Origin of the sequence: Natrinema sp. CGMCC1.2065 (assembly GCF_051225675.1) — an archaeon.
Taxonomy (GTDB): domain Archaea; phylum Halobacteriota; class Halobacteria; order Halobacteriales; family Natrialbaceae; genus Natrinema; species Natrinema thermotolerans.
Genome location: NZ_JBPJSJ010000002.1, coordinates 72,001 through 88,366, shown reverse-complemented (window position 1 = coordinate 88,366; position 16,366 = coordinate 72,001). Strand labels below are relative to the sequence as shown.

The 16,366-nt window shown below is 63.3% G+C and carries 15 protein-coding genes; 7 read left to right on the top strand and 8 right to left on the bottom strand.

From position 1 onward, the window contains the following. Positions 1–14 precede the first annotated feature (14 nt). The 5 genes from ACSBP4_RS03695 to ACSBP4_RS03675 all read left to right on the top strand — a co-directional run bounded on the left by ACSBP4_RS03695 (position 15) and on the right by ACSBP4_RS03675 (position 5,845). Entirely contained in the window at positions 15–1,166 is a 1,152-nt protein-coding gene (locus tag ACSBP4_RS03695) for a hypothetical protein (RefSeq protein WP_435551393.1), read from the top strand. A 175-nt stretch (positions 1,167–1,341) separates the two neighbouring features. After that, positions 1,342–2,025 carry a hypothetical protein gene (locus ACSBP4_RS03690; RefSeq protein WP_435551392.1) on the top strand — a complete coding sequence of 228 codons (684 nt, stop codon included), beginning with the start codon at positions 1,342–1,344 and terminating at the stop codon, positions 2,023–2,025. A 401-nt stretch (positions 2,026–2,426) separates the two neighbouring features. Continuing rightward, positions 2,427–2,765: a CHY zinc finger protein gene (locus ACSBP4_RS03685; protein WP_435551391.1), complete on the top strand. Its 339-nt coding sequence runs from the start codon at positions 2,427–2,429 to the stop codon at positions 2,763–2,765. A 95-nt stretch (positions 2,766–2,860) separates the two neighbouring features. Continuing rightward, positions 2,861–5,593 carry a DNA mismatch repair protein MutS gene (mutS, locus tag ACSBP4_RS03680; protein ID WP_435551390.1) on the top strand — a complete coding sequence of 911 codons (2,733 nt, stop codon included), beginning with the start codon at positions 2,861–2,863 and terminating at the stop codon, positions 5,591–5,593. Between the two features lie 108 nt (positions 5,594–5,701). Next, a complete protein-coding gene (locus ACSBP4_RS03675) occupies positions 5,702–5,845 on the top strand; it encodes a hypothetical protein (RefSeq protein ID WP_006182099.1) in 144 nt (47 codons plus the stop codon). A gap of 147 nt (positions 5,846–5,992) precedes the next feature. Here ACSBP4_RS03675 and nucS read toward each other — a convergent pair whose 3' ends face one another. Next, entirely contained in the window at positions 5,993–6,736 is a 744-nt protein-coding gene (nucS, locus tag ACSBP4_RS03670; protein ID WP_435551389.1) for an endonuclease NucS, read from the bottom strand. A gap of 125 nt (positions 6,737–6,861) precedes the next feature. On the opposite strand from nucS, the gene ACSBP4_RS03665 reads away from it, so the two are divergent. Beyond that, positions 6,862–7,452, top strand: a complete 591-nt coding sequence (locus tag ACSBP4_RS03665) for a hypothetical protein (RefSeq protein WP_435551388.1) — start codon at positions 6,862–6,864, stop codon at positions 7,450–7,452. A 54-nt stretch (positions 7,453–7,506) separates the two neighbouring features. Here the strand turns inward: ACSBP4_RS03665 and ACSBP4_RS03660 are convergent, their stop codons facing one another. Further along, positions 7,507–8,001 carry a hypothetical protein gene (locus tag ACSBP4_RS03660; protein WP_435551387.1) on the bottom strand — a complete coding sequence of 165 codons (495 nt, stop codon included), beginning with the start codon at positions 7,999–8,001 and terminating at the stop codon, positions 7,507–7,509. Positions 8,002–8,299: 298 nt separating this feature from the next. On the opposite strand from ACSBP4_RS03660, the gene ACSBP4_RS03655 reads away from it, so the two are divergent. Next, positions 8,300–10,234, top strand: a complete 1,935-nt coding sequence (locus ACSBP4_RS03655; protein WP_049966639.1) for a beta-CASP ribonuclease aCPSF1 — start codon at positions 8,300–8,302, stop codon at positions 10,232–10,234. A 118-nt stretch (positions 10,235–10,352) separates the two neighbouring features. Here the strand turns inward: ACSBP4_RS03655 and ACSBP4_RS03650 are convergent, their stop codons facing one another. The 6 genes from ACSBP4_RS03650 to ACSBP4_RS03625 form a co-directional block, all read right to left on the bottom strand. Next, a complete protein-coding gene (locus tag ACSBP4_RS03650) occupies positions 10,353–12,050 on the bottom strand; it encodes a histidine kinase N-terminal 7TM domain-containing protein (protein ID WP_435551386.1) in 1,698 nt (565 codons plus the stop codon). 306 nt (positions 12,051–12,356) lie between these two features. Next, positions 12,357–13,091, bottom strand: coding sequence for a 5,6-dimethylbenzimidazole synthase (bluB, locus tag ACSBP4_RS03645; RefSeq protein WP_006650663.1), 735 nt, complete (start codon positions 13,089–13,091; stop codon positions 12,357–12,359). A gap of 99 nt (positions 13,092–13,190) precedes the next feature. Continuing rightward, positions 13,191–14,009, bottom strand: coding sequence for an endonuclease III domain-containing protein (locus ACSBP4_RS03640; RefSeq protein ID WP_435551385.1), 819 nt, complete (start codon positions 14,007–14,009; stop codon positions 13,191–13,193). A gap of 75 nt (positions 14,010–14,084) precedes the next feature. Then, positions 14,085–14,498 (bottom strand): DUF371 domain-containing protein, encoded by a 414-nt coding sequence (locus ACSBP4_RS03635; protein WP_435551384.1) that lies wholly within the window; start codon positions 14,496–14,498, stop codon positions 14,085–14,087. Positions 14,499–14,558: 60 nt separating this feature from the next. Next, complete coding sequence (locus ACSBP4_RS03630; protein ID WP_435551383.1) at positions 14,559–14,933, bottom strand: hypothetical protein; 375 nt, start codon at positions 14,931–14,933, stop codon at positions 14,559–14,561. 63 nt (positions 14,934–14,996) lie between these two features. After that, positions 14,997–16,340, bottom strand: a complete 1,344-nt coding sequence (locus ACSBP4_RS03625; protein WP_435551382.1) for an alkaline phosphatase family protein — start codon at positions 16,338–16,340, stop codon at positions 14,997–14,999. Positions 16,341–16,366 lie beyond the last annotated feature (26 nt).

Here is a 16,366-nt window from a genome sequence, read left to right as displayed (position 1 = left end):
AAATAGCTCTCAACATGTCTGGGTCAGCCATGATCTCGTCACGGATGGAACTGAAGGAACTCCTTCAGGAGAAAATGGTTGACTCCTATGATTCCATTAAAGATGACCAGGAGCTGAATGAGGGGGAGACCTATCTGAAATCTTATTTAATAGAGTCTGAACGCTCAAGCACGAGAGGTCTGCTAGAAGGTTCTGAGAGCTACCGGTTGAAGAGAGAGACGACTCAAGAAAGTGATTTTGAGAATATACAAATCAGAAAAATAGGATCGGAGAAACAGGCCCGATTCTATATCGAGAATCTTGATGAGAGATTTTGGGCAGTTCATAGCTTAGCAAAATCTACAAGCAGTGATAGTCTAATTGACAAGCTGGTCTTTCCCCGATTCACTAAACTCGATTATTCATGGCTCTCGAATGGATTTCTAAAGGATATTGGCGAAAGCCCAACGAACAATTTTAGAAGCTTCTCCTTGAAATTCGAAGACGAATTCAAGGACATAAATACTAGAGAAAATGGTTCAGAACATCCAGAGCCTGGAGAGATTTCAAAGATGTCAATGAGGCTCTGGGGAGAGAATGCCAATAAAGTCCTCTCCACATTGAGTAGTGATGAGACACTTGGCAAATCTACGTCGCTCTCAAACGTAGGCATTAGAAGGCCGTTTGATGACGGTAGAGTACTTTTAGAGGATATAACTCATACGGCAAAATTCACTGCTAGAGGGGACTCTGTTGATGGGCACTTCCACCAAATGGATGAGATAAAAGAGAAGTACAAGAAAATACTCTATTCCCTTGAACAAGATTATGCTATAAATAGAAGTGTTGATAGTAGTGGTGGCAACCTATCTGGCGAGCCAGTCTTAATAGACTTCACTCGAGAAATTAGAGACTTCGATGAGTTCTTTTCTACTCTACTAAGCTCAACGAAACCCTTCCGGCTTTGGGGGTTAGAAAATAGGATTGATGATGACTACTACAGTGTTGCAGCAGTTGATCTCCATACAGGAGACAAATTAGACATAGAGGTTGCTCCCAATTGGATGAGGATCTATTTGCCGGAAGATAGCTGCGGAAATGTAATCCTAAGGCTTTATACTAACATCCAACATTACTTTGACTCAGAAGCTACATTGGAGGGGAGTATGCATGGCCAAATTATCTGACAAATCGAAACTCATCAATATGTGTATTGGCTTAGCAGAGGGGGGGCCTCGAGGATGGCCTACGCCTCTAGCCCGAGCAGGATACAACCTGGGCAAACTACACCCTACTTTCCGCAACAATTCGGGTCAACGGGTAAATCCTGAAATTTTATTCAAATCACATGATGGGGTATTAGTGACAAACTGTGAGACAGACGGGTTAAACGAGAGTAAAGTAAAGAAAAACTCAGAGGTCGAGATAAAACATCTCAGGAGAGAAATTGACGGGTTAAACGGAGTTCAGAAGCACGAAATAGTTTATTCGGGAATGGAAAAGCTTGACCGCTCATTTAACGACCTCTCGATCTCTGATCCAGGCTTGGTATTTGATCAAAGTAGTAGTACCCTCTCTAAACGTAATGAATTCGATGATGACCGGCTGGATGAATTAATGCGCTCAAGTACCATCCCACGACATATTCCCACCCGTTACTATCCATTTTCGCCAGAAGATTCGCTTGCTGTGATCGGCCAAAACGTGCTACGTCATTTAATGTCAGAATCCGTCTCTAGGGAAGACTCTGGGGAAGAAACCGATGGAGGGCAAATCGATGCAAAAGAAATCGCCAAGGAGATCCATGACTATTGGCCTCTCCTCAGCAAGGATGGAAAAGCACAAATTGTGGGAAAGATAGATCATGTTCTATCAAAGTTTGAAGATGAGAACATGGGCGAGGATATGAGGAAACTAGAAAAGAGTGACAGGACATACTATGTGAGAACCAGTCAATCTTTCCGAAGAAAATGTAAAAATGTCCTTGATGAATTAGAAGAAGAAGAGTCGCAGAAGAAGCTTGATTATTGGATGGACGATAATTGAGATATAGGATTTGATGTGAAATCTGTCTCCACTTGCTATCTCTGGGTATAGGAGAGTCGCTCGAGCGATCACCCGCCGCTCTGGTAGCACGGCGGCGGCGATCACCGCGGAACCGAACAGGCGAAGATTTCGATCGACTCGATTTTCTGCCCCCGCCTAAGCGCTTCCGCTAGTTCTGGTTATCACGGCCCCGTCCTCGCCTACCACCGTTGTAGCGTCTCTGTATCGTTCGGTATCGGCCAGTTCGACTTACCGTCAGCGCGGCGCGCGCTCTGCGCGCCGCGCAATTGCCCCGCCCCCTTAGGGGCACTCGAGCCCCAACCACGCACCAAACCCCAAGCCTGACCACCGATCTGGCCGCCACCACAACACCGAAGCACCCGCCGACCCTCGAGCCACGCGTGCAATCGATCGGTGACCACACGGTCCGCGGCGTCGAGGTCGGTCCGGAAACGCGGTGTGCCCACTACGACACCGACCGCGACGTGGTCGCGTTCAAATTCGCCTGCTGCGAGGACTTCTTTCCCTGTTTTCGCTGCCACGAGGCGGTGACGGATCACGAGGCCGTCCCGTGGCCACGCGACCGGTTTGACGAGCCGTCTGTCCTCTGTGGTGTCTGTGGCACCGCGCTCACCGTGCCCGACTACCTCGAGTCGGACTACCGCTGTCCGGCCTGCGACGCGGCGTTCAATCCCGGCTGTGCGAAGCACGCCGACCTGTACTTCGAGACGGACTCCTGAAGCGTTCCCCGACCCGGTTCGCGAACCGCCCTCGAGCCGGCGGCGGGACGGCCGATCCAGCAAGGTATTTCAGCGTCGGGCGGCCGATTCCGGGTATGGATCCGGCGCTTGGCCCGCCCGAGGCGATGGCCGAGAAACGCGACGAGCTGACGCCGATGATGCGTCAGTACCACGATCTCTGTGCGCGCTACGACGACGCGATCGTTCTCTTTCAGGTGGGGGACTTCTACGAGACGTTTTGTGGCGCGGCCGAACGCAGCGCGCGACTGCTCGAGGTCGCGCTGACCAGCCGCGAGGACTCGACCGGGGAGTACCCGATGGCCGGCATCCCGATCGACAACGCCGAGTCGTACATCGAGGAGTTGCTCGAGGCCGGCTACCGGGTCGCCGTTGCGGATCAGGTCGAGGAGCCCGGCGAGTCGTCGGGAGTCGTCGAGCGGGCGGTCACGCGGGTGATCACGCCCGGGACGCTCACCGAGGACGAACTGCTGGCGGGCGACGACAACAACTTCGTGGCCGCGGTCGCCCGCGGCGAGGGTGCCGGCAGCGACGGCGACGAGATCGCACTGGCCCTGCTCGACGTCTCGACGGGCGATTTCCTCGCGACCAGCTCGAGTTCCCGGGAGGCGATCGCCGACGAGGTGAGCCGGTTCGACCCCGCCGAAGCCGTCGTCGACCCGGACGCCCCCGCCGACCTCCTCCCCGAGAACTGCATGGTCACGCCCTACGACGAGACCGCCTTCGACCGCGACCGAGCGGGAGCGAAGCTCTCGGCGTACTTCCGGAACCCCGATGCCCTGCTCGCCAGCGACGCCGAGATTCGGGCCTGCGGCGCGTTGCTGTCCTACGCGGAGTACGTCCGCGGCGGGGCACACGAGGGCGAACGCGGCGAGACCGCCGACGAGGCGGAGACCGAGGACGACGCACTCGACGACGAGGACCACCACCTCGAGTATCTCACCCATCTCACGCGGTACGATCCCCGCGAATACCTCCTACTCGACGCCGTTGCCCTGCGGAGCCTCGAGCTGTTCGAGCCCCGGACGGTCCACGGCCGCGACGATGCGACGCTGGTCGGCGTCTTGGACGAGACCGCGAGCGCGCTGGGCGGCCGGAAACTCCGGGACTGGCTCCGGCGACCGCTGCTCGAGCCCGACCGGATCGAGGCCCGACTCGACGCCGTCGAGGAACTGACGGGTGCGGTCCGGACCCGGGAGCGGCTTCACGACCTGCTGCGGGACGTCTACGACCTCGAGCGCCTGATCGGTCGCATCTCCCGCGAGCGGGCGAACGCGCGGGACCTGCGCTCGCTGCGGGACACGCTGGCCGTCGTCCCCGAGGTGCGTGAGGAACTCGCCGACGCCGACTGTGATCGGCTCCGGCGGCTGCACGACGCCCTCGATCCGCTGGCCGACGTCCGGGAACTGATCGACGACGCGATCGTCGCCGACCCGCCGATCGAGATCACCGAGGGCGGGGTCATCGCCGAGGGCTACGACGCGGACTTAGACGACCTCCGGGGAACCGCCCGCGACGGCAAACAGTGGATCGACGATCTGGAGGAACGCGAACGCGAACGGACCGGGATCGACTCGCTGAAGGTCGGCTACAACTCGGTGCATGGCTACTACATCGAGGTGACCAACCCCAACCTCGAGTCGGTGCCCGAGAACTACCAGCGCCGCCAGACGCTGAAGAACTCCGAGCGGTTCGTCACGCCGGAACTCAAGGAACGCGAGGACGAAATCGTCGGCGCGGAGGAGCGGGCCGACGAACGCGAGTACGACCTCTTCTGCGAGGTGCGTCGCGAGGTCGCCGCCGAGGTCGAGCGCGTCCAGGGGCTGGCGGAGGCCCTCGCCGCGCTCGACGCCTTGGTCTCGCTGGCGACGGCCGCGGCGCAGTACGACTACTGCCGACCCGAGATCGAAGAGCGCGGGAGCGGTGCGGACGGCGACGGCCGCGTCCTCGAGATCGAGGGCGGTCGCCACCCCGTCGTCGAGCGGACGCAGGAGTCGTTCGTCCCGAACGATGCCCGCTTTACCGACGACCGCCGGCTGGCGGTGATCACGGGCCCCAACATGTCGGGGAAGTCGACCTACATGCGACAGGTCGCCCAGATCGTCCTGCTGGCACAGGTCGGGAGCTTCGTGCCCGCCAGCGCCGCCCGGCTCACGCCGGTCGATCGAATCTTTACTCGCGTCGGGGCCAGCGACGACATCGCGGGCGGGCGCTCGACGTTCATGGTCGAGATGGACGAACTCGCGACGATCCTGCGGGAGGCCGACGAGAACTCGCTGGTCCTGTTGGACGAGGTCGGCCGAGGCACCTCGACGGCCGACGGGTTGGCCATCGCGCAGGCGATCACCGAACACCTCCACGACCGGGTCGGCGCGACGACCCTGTTCGCGACCCACCACCACCCGCTGACCGAACTCGCCGACGACCTCGCGGCCGCCTTCACGCTGCACTTCGAGGTCGAGCAGGTCGACGGCGAGGTCGTCTTCCACCACGAGATCGCACCCGGCGCGGCGACGGGGTCCTACGGCGTCGAGGTCGCGACCGCCGCCGGCGTCCCCGATTCAGTCGTCGACCGCGCGCGGGACCTGGTCGCGGCGGCCGACGCGGACACCGAGCCGGGGGACGAGGCGATCGACACCGCCACTGCCTCGAGCGACGCTCCGGCCGCCGAGACGGCAGCTGCGACCGCCGATGGAGGAGACGTGCCGACGGACGTGGCTGCGGAACTGCGCGCGCTCGATCTGGCCCACCTGACCCCCGTCGAGGCGCTGACGGAACTCGACCGGCTGAAGCGGTTGCTCGAGGAGTGATTGTCCTCTCGGGACGATACGACCGGTGCTTGCGTCCCGTCCGGGCGGGACACCCATCTTGCAGCCTCCGGCACAACGCCCAACTCGCTCCCCCCACTGATTGACAGCATGACATATCGAACGACGATCGGCTGGTCGCTCATCACTTCGGGTATCGTCACGCTGTTGCTGGCGTATCTCCCGGGGAAGTCGTGGTGGTGGGGTGTCGGCCTCCTGGTCCTCGGAGTCGTGATCTTCACCGTTCGCCGGTAGCCGGCCGTCGACATCGACCAGTTCGAACGCGCGATCCTTTCACCGCAATTCCGGGCGGCCCGGCGGACGGTCGCAAAACCGCCGCTCGAGGACGACCGCGAGGAGAGACGGGAACGAAGTGGAGCCGACCGAACGCGGCCCGTCGGATCACTCGGCCGGCGGCTCGAGCGAGACGAACTCGAGGCCGTGTTCGGTCAACAGCCGGCCGGCGCGGTCGGTCACCGAGGGGGCGACCAGGATCCCGCGGACCGCCGCGTCGGCGTGGAGGTCCCGCTCTAAGGCGTCGACGTACCGGCGGAGCTGACTCACCGCGTCCGGGCCGACCCGACGGCGCTTCAGTTCGACGACGACTGCACGGCCAGCCTCGTCCTCGCCGTAGATGTCGACGGCCCCCGCCGGCGTGTCGCGTTCGGTCGCCAGCGGCGTGAAGCCGGCCTCGAGCAGGGCGGGCTCCTCGAGGATGCGCTGGCGGAGGTCCTCCTCGGTCCCGGTCAGTGCGAGGTCTGTCTCGTCGGTCCCGGAGAAGGCCGAGACCTGCAGGACCTCGCTGAACCGGACGGCGAGCCGTTCGTCCGGCGTCGGTCGCAGGCTCTCGACGACGAGTTCCCCGTCCGCACAGCTGACGGCGTGGTCACAGCCCGGCGGCTGCCAGTTGACCGGCTGTTGGCCCTCGTCGGTGTGGACCAGCGCCGCCCCGTCGGGCTTGAGCATGAGGTGGCGGTCCCCGGCCTCGAGGTAACTCGTCGCTCGGCCGTCGTAGTCGACGGTACAGCGGCCGTAGACGGTCACGATCGCCTCGCGGTCGATCCCGCGGGCGACGGCGTCGCGGGCGACCGGCGGCGTCGGCTCCTGAAGCGTTTCCGTCCGTCGGCGGGGCGCTGCGTCGGTCACTGGCTCGAGGTAGCGCCGCGACGACCAAAAGGGGCGCGCCCTCGGCCGACGACGATGCCGACGCCACGCGCTCGAGTCGGGCCGACGCAGAAGGTATATCCGCATCGCCCCCCGCCGACGACACGATGTCGAACCTACCGACCCGCCGCGGGTTCCTCGCACTGTCCGGCACCGGTGCTGCCACGGGACTGGCCGGCTGTTCCGCCCTCGAGTCGTTGACACAGGACGACTCGGGAAGCGCCGACGGACCCCTGACGGTGACGGTCACCCCCGATCAGGAGCAGCTGCGGAGCCTCCAGCAGGAGCTTCGTCAGTCGATCGAGAACGGCAACATCAGCGAACAGGAGGCCGGCCAGCGCTATCAGGAGAAACAGCGCGAACTGACCGAGGAGGCCGCGACCGCGGTCGAGGACCTGGCAGACGCCAATGGAGACGTCTCGATTGAGGAGGCCTCGCCCGCCTACGGCTTCTTCCTCGTCGACGCGCCCGCCGAGACGATCGTCGCCGCCCTGCAGAACGGCGACATCAGCGCGATCTACCCCGGGGACAGCTACGAGCAGTTCGCCATGCAACAGGCCCAGATCGAGCAACAGCAGGGAGCGATCGACGAGCAAGGCGACGGCACGGGCAACGAGTCCACCGGGGACACCAACGAATCGACCGACGGGAACGGCTCGACGAACGAGTCCGAGACGGACGGCTATAGTAGCTCTTGAAACGATTTACACACCGATCGCAACGCTGTCCTGCGATCGGGTGTGCATTGACTTTCAAGAGCTACTATAGCGGACGCCGAACGGGCTCTCCCGGTCGGTCCAGTTCCAGCCGGGCAGTCGCTCCTGGAAGCCGGCGGCCAGCGCCGCCTCGCAGTCGTCGACGCCCGCGTTCTCGCTCGCGTCGCCGTGGACGTGGAGGTCGGCGTAGTGAAAGGTCGCCTCGCCCAGCGTCCGAAGGGGTTGGCGGCCGGCGATCGTCGCGGCCAACTCCCGGCCGAGCAGTTCGTCGACGACGAACCCGGGATAATCGCCCTCGACGTCTAACTCCCGAAGGATCGCGACCATCGCGGCGACGTTGACGGCCAGATCGCCGTCGGCGAAGACGACGTCGACTTCCGTGCGGTACTGCTCGGTCGTGATCGAGTCGACCTCGGTATCGAAGATCTCGCCGAGATCGTCGCGAACGTCATTGATGATCGGAACGACTGTCTCAGCCCGGTCACGGACCCAGTTTCGTTCCTCGACGACTCGTGTCGGCGTGACGTGCATGGAACGACAACTACCGTCCGGAGTGCCCTGGGTTTTGCGAAGGCTTTTATACTCCGCAAAGAATAGCCTCGAGTAAGCGGGTTCTCCCTGGAATTTCCCGCACGAACCAGGATAACCGATCCGGGAGCGTGTTCGTCAGGCGTGGTGTCGAAACGATGATTCGGGAGACGAAACAGCACGCGAATCGTCGTCCGCCGCGGGCGCTCGGTTCCGACACCCCGATCCCGATCTCCCCCACCCATCTGACGTCACACTCGGTTCTGGACGGCGAGTTCACGCAATCCACATTCGGCGACCTATGAGTACTGTAGAGCAGCAACTCGACGATCTCAAAGCACAGATCACGAGCGAGTTACCGAGCGATATCTCGGTCTCCTCAGTGAAATACGAAGGCCCAGAACTGGTGGTCTACACTCGCGACCCGAAGAAGTTCGCCCAGCAGGGCGACCTCATTCGGCAACTGGCGAGCAAGCTTCGCAAACGGATCACCGTTCGTCCCGATCCGAGCGTCCTCTCGCGGCCAGAACAGGCCCGCGAGGAGATCATGAACGTGATCCCCGACGACGCCGGAGTCACGGATCTCGACTTCCACGCCGACACCGGCGAGGTCGTCATCGAGGCCGAAAAGCCCGGCATGGTCATCGGCCGTCACGGGTCGACGCTCCGGGAAATCACGAAAAACGTCGGCTGGACGCCCGAAGTCGTCCGCACGCCGCCGATCGAGTCCTCGACCGTCTCGAACGTTCGGAGCTTCCTCAAGCAGGAACGCGACGAGCGCCGGGACATTCTGGAGAAGGTCGGCCGACAGATCCACCGCGAGGAGATGTCCGACGACGAGTACGTCCGCATCACCACGCTGGGCTGCTGTCGCGAGGTCGGTCGCGCCTCCTTCATCCTCTCGACGCCCGAGACGCGGATCCTCATCGACTGCGGGGACAAGCCCGGCGCGGAAGGCGAAGTGCCGTACCTCCACGCGCCCGAGGCGCTCGGCGCGGGCCCACAGACCATCGACGCGGTCGTGCTGACCCACGCCCACCTCGACCACTCCGCACTGATCCCGCTCCTGTTCAAGTACGGCTACGACGGCCCGATCTACTGTACCGAGCCCACCCGGGACATGATGGGGCTGCTGACGCTCGACTACCTCGACGTCGCGGCCAAGGAGGGCCGCAGCCCGCCCTACGAGAGCGAGCAGGTCCGCGAGGCGATCAAACACTGCATCCCGCTCGAGTACGGCGACGTCACCGACATCGCGCCCGACGTCAAGCTCACGTTCCACAATGCGGGTCACATTCTCGGCTCGGCCGTCTCGCACTTCCACATCGGTGACGGCCTCTACAACGTCGCCTTCTCCGGCGACATCCACTACGACGACACCCGCCTGTTCAACGGCGCGGTCAACGACTTCCCGCGCGTCGAGACGCTCGTCCTCGAGTCGACCTACGGCGGCCGCAACGACTACCAGACCGATCAGGAAGACTCCGAGCGCAACCTCAAGGAAGTCATCAACGAGACCTACGAGCGGGACGGCAAGGTCGTCATCCCCGCCTTCGCCGTGGGGCGATCACAGGAGATCATGCTCGTCTTAGAGGAGGCGATGCGCAACGGCGATATTCCGTCGATGCCGGTCCATCTCGACGGGATGATCTGGGAGGCGACTGCGATCCACACGACCTACCCCGAGTACCTCCGGGACGACCTGCGCGACCGGATCTTCCACGAGGACGAGAACCCGTTCCTCGCCGACGAGTTCAACCACATCGACGGCGGCGAGGAAGAACGGCAGGACGTCGCCGACGGCGAGTCCTGTATCATCCTCTCGACCTCGGGGATGGTCACCGGCGGCCCGATCATGTCCTGGCTCTCCCACATCGGCCCCGATCCGGATTCCTCGCTCGTCTTCGTCGGCTACCAGGCTCAGGGGACGCTTGGTCGTCGCATCCAGAACGGCTGGGACGAGATCCCCACCAGCGAGGTCGGTGCCATGGGCAACGGCGGCGGCCGCGGCACCCTCTCGCTGAACATGAACGTCGAAACCGTCGACGGCTTCTCCGGCCACGCCGACCGCGCCGGCCTCGAGAACTTCGTCAAGACGATGAACCCCCGTCCCGAGAAGGTGCTGTGTGTCCACGGCGACGAACGCTCCACGCAGGACCTCTCGTCCGCACTCTACCACGAGTACGATATGCGGACCTTCGCGCCGAAGAACTTGGAGACCTTCCGCTTCCTCTGATCGGCTTCGAAAACAGAAAATCACGTCGCGATTTTCGAGGCCGCGCGTGTTCGCTCCGTGATTGTGCTGCCTTTCCCGGGGCAGTACCCGCTCGAGTCCGTGACGCGAACGCCGCAGGTCACTCCTGAAGCGCCGCTGGACGCTCCTGACGCGCCTCGACTTTCGGGAGTTCCACGACGAACGCCGCGCCACCCTCCTCGGCAGTTTCGACCCACACGTCGCCGCCGTAGCCTTCGACGAGGGTATCGACCAGATAGAGCCCGATTCCGGTGCCCTCGCTCTCGAGGCCTTTCTGACCGCGCCCGAAGATTTCGTCGCGTTGCTCCTCGGGAACACCGGGGCCGTTGTCCGCGACGCGGATCGCGACGGTTTCGTCCCGGTCCGCGATCGAAAGCACCACGCGTGGGTCGTCCGCGTCGTTGTGTAGCACAGCGTTGTTGAGGAGGTTCGTGAACACGGACGACAACATCTCGTTGGCCCGTACCGTCACGTCGGCCGGCGGTTCGTCATCGAGACGGAACGACGCGTCGGGGTAGCTGGTTCGCGCTTTCTCGAGTTGATTCGAGACGACAGGCAGCAGGTGAACGGGTTCGAGGTCCAGATCGCCGTCGGTCGTTAGCGTTTCAACGAGATCGCCGATGACCTGCGTGAGGTCGACGACATGATCGCTGCTCTCGAGCATCAACTCGAGGTGTTCCTCGCCGTCGGGGCCGACGTAATCGGCGAGGAGGTCGCCACGACCGATGATAACGTTCATCTCGTTTCGAATGTCGTGGCGAACGATCCGATTGAGGACGGTCAGTTCCCGTTCCCGGTTTTTCAGTTGTGTGATGTCTCGGAGGACGATCAACTGGCCGGTCTGGTTCCCTCGGGAGTCCGTGAGCGGCGACAGTTGGATGGCGAAGTGTCGCGTCTCACCGTCGGTTTCGAACGCCCATTCCGTTCGGGCGTCGGCGGTGTCGGTACACTCGGCAAACGGGGCCGAGGGAAACGCCGCCGCGAGCGAGTCACCGATCGAGATATCGGTGTCGGCGAGTCGTTTGGCCGAGGGGTTCGCATCGACGATCCGATTCGCCGCGTTGACGACGAGGACGGCGTCCTGCATGTTGTCGATCACTTTCGTCCGCGCGACGGGAACGATATCGAGGAGTTGCAAGCGATCCACTGCGACGTAGAAGCCGACGACTTTCACCGTACTCGTCAGAGCGAGCGTATCGACGGGGACGTACCCGAGCCACCAGACGAGCAGCCCGACCGTAACGAACAGGATCGTCACAATGAGGACGCCCGCTTGCTTTTCGAACCCCGGAAGCGAGCGGAGCAGCCGGATCAGCAGGTAGACTGCGAGCCCGAGATACGCCAACATCGTCACGGCGTAGATCCAGTACAGCGGTTCGAACGTGGGCACGAGGAGTCCGGTCGCCGGATCGACCGATGCGGTGTACACCCACTCGTGACGGTCGTTCGTCCACGCCGCAAACTGGATCAGGACCGGAACGACGGCGAGTAACACCCCGTTTCGATACGTTATGTACTCCTCGTTGTTGGTGTACTCGATCGCCATGAGCAGATAGCCGATCCCCATGAACGACCCCGCGACGAACCGCCAGTTCCACCAGAAGAGTTTCGTCGACTCCGCCGTCGCGAACAACTGCAACGACACCGTCACGGAGAGGATGATCACGCCAGTGATGTCCAGCAGGAACCCTTTGGCTCCCCGCCGGTCGCGGCGTTGCCAGATCGTACTCAACAGGACGGTACAGACGACCGCCGCGATGATATACGGGAGCGCTATCGGCGTGTATTCGTACGTCATGTTTCGGTAGAGGGCCTGTATTGGTCAGTATCGTCTCCTCGAGGGGGCGACAGCTGTCGCGCGTTTCCGTCGGCCGGTTGACAGCGCTGGCCGTTCGGACTCGGGCATCCTCGCGATGTACCGGCCGAGAGCGGAAACGTAAAACACGGCGTTTTTCGTTTGACACCGAGTATCAACCGTCGAGTTGCATTAACGTTGTGGCAGTCGTGGAGTTGTACCGGTCGCTCGCGGGGAGCCGGTCTCGACTGGCGTCCACCGTCGATGTCTCGGCGGGCACTCCCGGCCGCCATCCACTGCCGGACGGTGCTACCGTGGCTGTGATTCGGAGCGAGAACGCGGCTCGTGGCCGCGATCGCTGTCAGTGCCACGCTCGCGAGCAGCGTTGGTCGCCCGATCCGGATCCCACTGGCCCTCGTGGACGAGCGTCTCCACGTCGAGTCGCTCGCGCCAGCCTTCCTGTTGAAGCACGGGTTCGTCGGGGAACCCGTCCTCGGGATAGCCCAGACAGAGATACGCGATCGGCTTGACGTGGGCCGGAATGTCGAGAACCTCCCGGACCTCGTGAGGGTAGAGGACGCTCACCCAGCCGACGCCGATCCCCTCCGCACGGGCGGCCAGCCAGAGGTTCTGCACGGCGAGACAGGTCGAGTATACGTCGGTCCGCCGCATCGAACTTCGCCCCAACACGTGGGGCGCGCCCCGCGTCGGATCACAGGTCACGCAGACGTTGACCGGCGACTCGCGGATCCCCTCGAGTTTCAGGTCGGCGAACTCGCTTCGCCGCGGTTCCTCGTACCCCTCGCGGGCGGCCGCGATAGCGCGGTCGGCGATCTCGGCGATTTCGGCTTTCGTCTCCGTCTCACGGACGACGACGAGGTCCCACGGCTGGGAAAAACCGACGCTCGGGGCGTGATGGGCGGCCTCGAGGAGTCGCTCGAGGACGCCATCGGGAATCGGGTCGTCGCGGAACCGCCGGATATCCCGCCGTGTGAAGATCGCCTTGTACACTGCGTCCCGTTCCGCGTCGCTGAATGCAACCATTGTTTCACGAATGAAAGTTCGATTGTATAAAGGCGCTGACTGCCCGTTACGTCATCGACTCGAGCGAGACGGGTCGGGACCGTACCGTGGCCGGATCCGTCACTCCGCCTCGGGTGCCTCGGCCGGGTCGACGACCTCGCCCGGTTCCGGATAGACGCCGACCTGATCGCAGCGGTCCGCCATGGGACAGGCGTCGGGGTCCTCGAGGCAGGCCGGCGTGCGCGCCCGGCAGTACTCGCGACCGAACTGGATCGTCGCCGTATGTCCGAAGCCACACTTGGCTGCGGGAACGTCGCGCTCGAGAACCTCGCGGACGGCCTCGTGGTCGGCGTCCGACGGCGCGATCCCCATGCGTCGATAGATCCGGTGGACGTGGGTATCGACGGGGAAAACGCCGCCTCGACCGCCGGCGAAAAGCAGGACGCAGTCGGCGGTCTTCGGCCCCACGCCACGGACGCCGAGCAGCGTCTCGCGGACCTCGGCCGGCGGCTCGTCCTTGACGAACGCGTCGAACGCCGCAGCGGAGCCGAACTCCTCGAGGACCCACTCGGCGGTGTCGATGATCGTCTCGGACTTCTGGTTGTACAGGCCCGCGCCGCTGATGGTCTCCGCGAGCGTCGACTGCTCGGCGGCCGCGAGCGACTCGGCGAGGTCGGTGTCGTCGGAGCCGTACCGCTCGATCAACGCGTCGTGGGCCGGCTGGCTGGCCGTGTCGCTCGTGTTCTGACTCAGGATCGTCCGGACGAGACAGGTGAAGGCGTCCCGCCCGCCGTATTCTTTCTGCCAGAACAGTTCGCCCAGTCGGTCGACGACTTCTTCGGCGCGGGTATCGGCCGTCGCCGGATCGAACTCGGCGGCCCGTCCGCCGCCGGCCGTCCCGCCGCTGATGTTGACCGCCGGCTCCGAATCGTCGCTCATACCGTCCCGTTGGGACTTCGACCCCAAAACCGCGACGGACGGTCGCCGAGAGGGCGACCGGACCCGGACCGCCGGCTACTCGACGGTGATCGTCACCGTCGCCTCGGCACCGTCGGCAAGCGCCGCCACGAGGTCGCGGTCGAACCCCTCGGCCGCGAACGCGGCGTCGGTGAGGATCGTTCGGTCGTCGACGTAGTCGCTCGTGCGCCCGACCGCGCTGCGCTCGTTCGTGAACTCGAGGTCGGGATCGCCCCGGCCGGTCACGGACGCCGTGTGGCCGTCGGCCTCGAGCGTGACGGTGATCGTCGCGTCGGCGTCCCGACAGGCCGCGACGAACTCGGGGTCGAAGTCGGCCGGCGCGCGGTCGGCCTCGATCGCGAGGATGCAGTCGCCCGCGGGGGTGAGGTAGTCGTCGGTCGTCACCTCGAACGTGCTGGCGTGTTCGGCGGTGACGTTCTCGTGGCCGCGAGCGTGAATGACCTCTTCCATGGACGGCGGTTCGTCGCCGCCGGGAAAACGGGATCGAATCGGGGCGGAGAAGCGGTGGTCTCACTCGCCGGTCGACGACCGATAGCCGTCGCGGAACTGCCGAACGACTGCCCCGATGGCGTTGCCCAGAACGACGAAAAGCAAGATTGCGACGACGCCACCGCTCAGTTCGGCGTTCGGTGAGCCCGTCGCGATCCCGGCGATCACTGCGCCCGCCCCGCCGGCGACGGCCAGCGCGGCCAGCCCGAGTTGGAGAGCGGACCCGGTCCGGCGGGCTAATAGCGACTGCGGTAGGCCGACGCCGACGATCAAGTAAATCGCGATCCCGATCGGCGTGATCCCGAGCAGGGCCGGGCTCTCGGTGATCGCGCTCGCGACGGCGGCACACAGCAGCGCCAAGGCGAAGCAGCCCCCGACGAGGAGAGTGTCCTTCATACGTTCTGATCATTCCGCGACGAAAATAGCTCTTTCGTCGGTCGTCGATGCGACGAGCCGTGGTCAGACGAGGCTCGCGCCGTCGAACTCGCCGCGGCTGTACTCGAGGTCCAGCAGGTCGAGGATCGTCGGCGTGATATCGAAGAGGTCGGCATCCTCGATCGTCGCGTCCGGCGAGTCGATGTACAGCGACGTGTCGTCGAAACTGTGCATCCCGTTGCGCGGGCCGGTGTCGAAGACCTCACCCTCGCCTTTGAAGCCGGATTTGAGGTCGAAGCCGTTGTTCGGGATCGCGACCAGGTCCGGCGCGATGTCGTCGTGGTCGCCGCGGAAGGCCTCTTCTTTCTCGACGACGCGGTCGACTACCTTGTTCCCGTCGGGGCCCTCGAGCGCCTCGAGGTCGGCCTTGAGTTGATCGCGGACCGCATCGTACTCGTCTTCGGGGACGGCACCGCGGGGCTCGCGGCCCTCGAGGTTGATGTAGAACCGGCCCGGAATGAACGAGTAGGCCTTGGTATCGTCGGAGATGTCGCCCAGTTCCTCGGGGTCGTCCGTCCCGAAGGAGAGCAACCCCTCCTCCCGAAGCCACTCGTTGAAGTGGACCTCGTAGTCGAGACTGGTAAAGCCGTGATCGGAGGCGACGATCATCGTGACGTCGTCGGGCAGCGACTCCCGGAGCCGGCCGATGTAGTCGTCGACTTTCTTGTAGAATTCGATGAACTCGTCTTTGTACTCGCCGTCGCGCTCGTAGTCTTTGAACAGGAAGTGGTTGACCCGGTCGGTCGTCATGAAGACGCCGAAGAACAGGTCCCAGTCGTCCTCCTCGATGTAGTGCTGGAAGGCCTCGTACTGGGCGTCGACGGTCGCGTGAGCGTCCTCGATGAACTCGGATTTGTCGTCCTGATGGCCGAGTTTCGGGTTGACGTCGATCCGGTAATCGAGCGTCTCGAGGTAGTCGCGGACGTCGTCGGGGTAGGCGGCCTTGTCGAGGCCGGGCGAGAGAAAGCCCGAGACCATCCGCTGGACGTCCCGCTGGGGCGGGAAGGTAACGGGGACGTTCATCACGGTGGCCTTACGGCCGTTCTCCTGGACGCGGTCCCAGACGCGGTCGGCCTGGACGTCACGTCCCATCGGAACGTAGGTGTCGTAGGTACCGTTTTCACGATCCTGGAAGCCGTAGACGCCGGTTTCGCCCGGGTTCATCCCGGTGGTCAGCGACGGCCAGCAGGCGCTTGACTCCGGCGGGACGATACTCGAAATCTCGCCGGCGGTTCCGTCCGCGGCGATCGCAGCGAAGTTGGGAAACAGTTCCTCGTTCTCCGAGAGGAGACTATACGGTACGCCGTCGACCCCGATAAACGCGACCCGGGGGTCACCGTCGCCCCGTAATCGGTCGAACAGACCCATGGACGGACGTAGTTCGACCGCATACA